Below are 3,392 nucleotides of genomic sequence, written 5' to 3'. Positions count from 1 at the left end.
TTCGCCTTGGCCAGCAGCGCATCGATCTGTTCTTTGAGTTCCAGCTCGGCTTTCTTCATCCGCTCGTAACTCATCGCCTTATGACGCGACGCATTGGCCTTGATCTTCGTGCCGTCAACGGCAATCGTCCCGAGCTTGACCAGTCCGCATTCCTTGGCCAGCTTCACCACTTGCACAAACAGGTCCGACAGTTCCTTCAAGTGAAAGGCGCGAAAGTCGCAAAGCGTGCGATGCGCCGGATAGTTGCCCGCGGCGAGGACCCGGAACGCGACATCTTCATGCAGCTTCCTGGCCAGCTTGCGCGACGAGAACACCCCGGTCGCATAGCCGTAGACGAGCACCTTCACCATCATCGCCGGATGAAAGGGTTGATTGCGCGGGCCGCCGCCCGCATACCGCGCATGGAAGCTTGACAGGTCGAGCGAATCCACCGTGTCGCTGATGTAATAGGCCAGGTGCCCTTCAGGCAGCCAGTCTTGCAGCGCGTGGGGCAGCAACATCTGCTGCTGCGGCTCGTAGGGAAGATAGCTTATTGGCATCTCCTAACAACGCTTACCCGGCTCGGCCGGATGACATCAGATTTCTGCCGCGCATACTCCTAGGCGAGGGCATCCATCGCATCGACCCACTGCCAGCCATGGAGGGTACGGTGCTCGTCGATGTTCTCGGATCGGCTCGATGCATGTGACAGGTGTGCGGTCCTCGGTCGTGTCACGGGATTTTGAAGATCTCATATTGCATGGGCTGTTTGGCGCTATTTATCGCTTTGTCTGCATGGCAGCGTTTGGAAAAAGGGCGGTCCTGTCGCATCATGGACGGCAAGTGGGTTGACAGGACAAGCCAAGGCAGCGAGGTGCAAGGCGACGGTCCTTCTTACGCCGGTAGATATGGTGTATTGCCGATCTAATTGAGGACTACTTAGGTCGCCGGTCTCTCAGGTCGGCCTCGCGATTCGTTTTAACTTGTTTGTGCGGAATTGCTATTGGACGGCGTACGGCTTGGAATAAAAATTAGGGACACTACTGATTAAGTCCGTATCCGCTATAGAAGGCGTCGTCGTCATTTTGAGGAGGACGGGATGGAGGTGGCGGGCGGTCAGCTCGATGCGATCATCGATCCGCGATGCGCGGGACGCTCATGCTCCGCCACGAAGGCGCACGTTCGGGATATCCCGGTCGGTCTTAGGCTGGCTAATGAGTGTCCCATGGATGTGTTGGCGGCTGGGTCGGTGCTTTGATGACTTGCGCAAAACCGTGCGACAAGCACCGCGCCAACCGCCGTCCGGTTATGCCGCTAGTTCGTCGCGCGTATATTGCTCCACCGGATTCAGGTGTATATCCTGACGCGCGGCGCGGCGTGTTGAGTGCCACTTATCAAGTTCAACTTCTTGACGAATGTCGCTGCACACTTTAACAATTTTTTCAAGGTGTGAGTGATTCAATGACGCATTCACCGATAGCCGAACCAGCGCTCGATTCTTTGCGGTTGCGGGGGCACAAAAAACCGAGCCGAATATGCCGCGTGATTCAAGTGCATCACGCAAAATAATAGTGCGTTGTTCAGTACCTGCCTCAAGCGCGATGATTTGCGTTTGACTGGCGTTTAGATTAAATCCAAGATCGGTCAAACTCTTGCGCAGATAGGCGGCATTCGCGTGCAGGCGAGTTCGGCGCCAGCCTTCTCGCTCAATCACGCTCACCGTGGCCAAGATCGCGCGGATTTCGTGCGGAAGCAGGGTTGAACTGAAAATCGAAGGGCTTGATTCACATTTAAAGTAATCGCGAAATTCGGAATTGCAAGTGACGAAGCCTGCGCGTCCCGCAAACGCCTTGGCCAGGCTTGCCGTACGAAAATGCACGCGATCAAGTAATCCAAGCTCGACCACCAGTCCGGCTCCGTTGGGACCATGAGTCCCGAGCGAATGAGATTCGTCTACGACCAGCACGCAGTCGTGTGCGGCGCAAATGGTGGCAATTTCCGTCAATGGGCTGACGCTGCCGTTGGTGCTATAGACTGAATCGACGACGACAATCCCGGGACCATGGCGCACAATCTGCCGCTCCAAGTGTTGCGCGTCGTTATGGGAAAAGCGAATCGCCGGTGCGCCTGCGCTGCGAATGCCGTCCCACAAGGACATGTGAGCCATCATATCGGCATACACTGGGGTGTCTGCCGATGCAATGCACTGTAGAAGGCCCGTGTTCGCAACATATCCGGATTGGCACAAAATCCCCGATTCGGCATGCATGAAATGAGCGATGCGGTCCTCAAGTTGAATATGGGGACATTCACCATGCAGAAAGACGCTCGACATCAGGAGACCATTGCCTTCAGCCCGAATGCTATCCTGCATCGCGCCAAGGATCGCGGGATGCTGCGCAATAGAAAGATAGTCGTTGCTCGACAAATGCAAGGCGTCAGAACCTGGGGTGCGCCCGCGCATGATATGTCCGCCGCCCCAGGTGTCCTGCACGCGCTCACGGTAGTATCGATTAACGCGGCCGGCGATGAAAGCCGGCAGCGCCGGTTGCGAGGGACGGGCAATGTTATTGAATTCGGTAATCTTGTTCACAGACGCTCCATTGAATTGTTAGACGAAACCGATACAGCGTCGCTATAGTGATCCTCGTGCGTATCGGGGGGAATACCCGCTGAGGTGACGTAATGGAGAGTGAAGACCGCGCACGCAGCCATCGACCGCACGGCTTGTTGAGTAAGCCTCACATGCGTTTGCGCGGGCGGGCATAGCCATTGGTCGCGACTTGGTGAAAGAAAAACGGCTGAAAAGGAGAATTGGCGAAAGTCGATCATCTGTTGATGGCAGACTTTAGAGTGTGGCGATATGACCTTTGGCGACAACCAAAGTTAATGAGCTTGTTATTCTTTGGTCGAGGAGCGCTCGAGCGCGTGATCGCTGTGATCTGCGTGTGCTGGCGAGGTCAGCCATCCGTAGATAGCCGTTCGGTAAGAAGGTTCGGTGGGGAAGGGTCGGAAGTGCGGGTGAAGGCTTAGCGATCGAGCAGTTCGACGGTAACCTGAAGGCCAACCCTCTACAGGATCGCAATAGGATGCGTTCGCCTCTGCACCTTGCTCGCTTTCGCGTGGAATCGCCGGTCTTCTCCGTGGAATACGCAATTACGCGGTTTTGCCCGAAATGAAGGTTTGCATTTCGTATAAAACCGTCGTGGGTGGCCCCGGCCGCGCAGCGACGTCACGCATACTCACCGCCACTTTTGACCGCTACGCTGTCGGCAGTAGTGCCGCAGGTTGATCAGCGTGTACGCCAGGGTCTTGAAGGCAGTCCGACACCTGTTGCCGTCAGCCACGCGTCAAGCGGCATGTAGTTCAGTCCGTCCTGGCATCAGGACTTTAGTCGAGCTGGCGGATATGGA

2 protein-coding genes are annotated in these 3,392 nt (G+C 56.1%); both read right to left on the bottom strand.

What is annotated here, in order from left to right; translation table 11 throughout:
- Positions 1-539, bottom strand: a 539-nt coding sequence (locus tag AWB78_RS41890) for a transposase (RefSeq protein WP_198399358.1), incomplete at its 3' end; no start/stop codon positions are given.
- A gap of 746 nt (positions 540-1,285) precedes the next feature.
- Entirely contained in the window at positions 1,286-2,572 is a 1,287-nt protein-coding gene (gene cqsA / locus AWB78_RS41885; protein ID WP_062613114.1) for an alpha-hydroxyketone-type quorum-sensing autoinducer synthase, read from the bottom strand.
- Between the last annotated feature and the right edge of the window lie 820 nt (positions 2,573-3,392).

The organism is Caballeronia calidae (genome assembly GCF_900044055.2).
GTDB classification, from domain to species: Bacteria; Pseudomonadota; Gammaproteobacteria; order Burkholderiales; family Burkholderiaceae; genus Caballeronia; species Caballeronia calidae.
The sequence above is the reverse complement of the archived record's forward strand: the minus strand, read 5'-3'. Positions and strand labels throughout refer to the sequence as shown.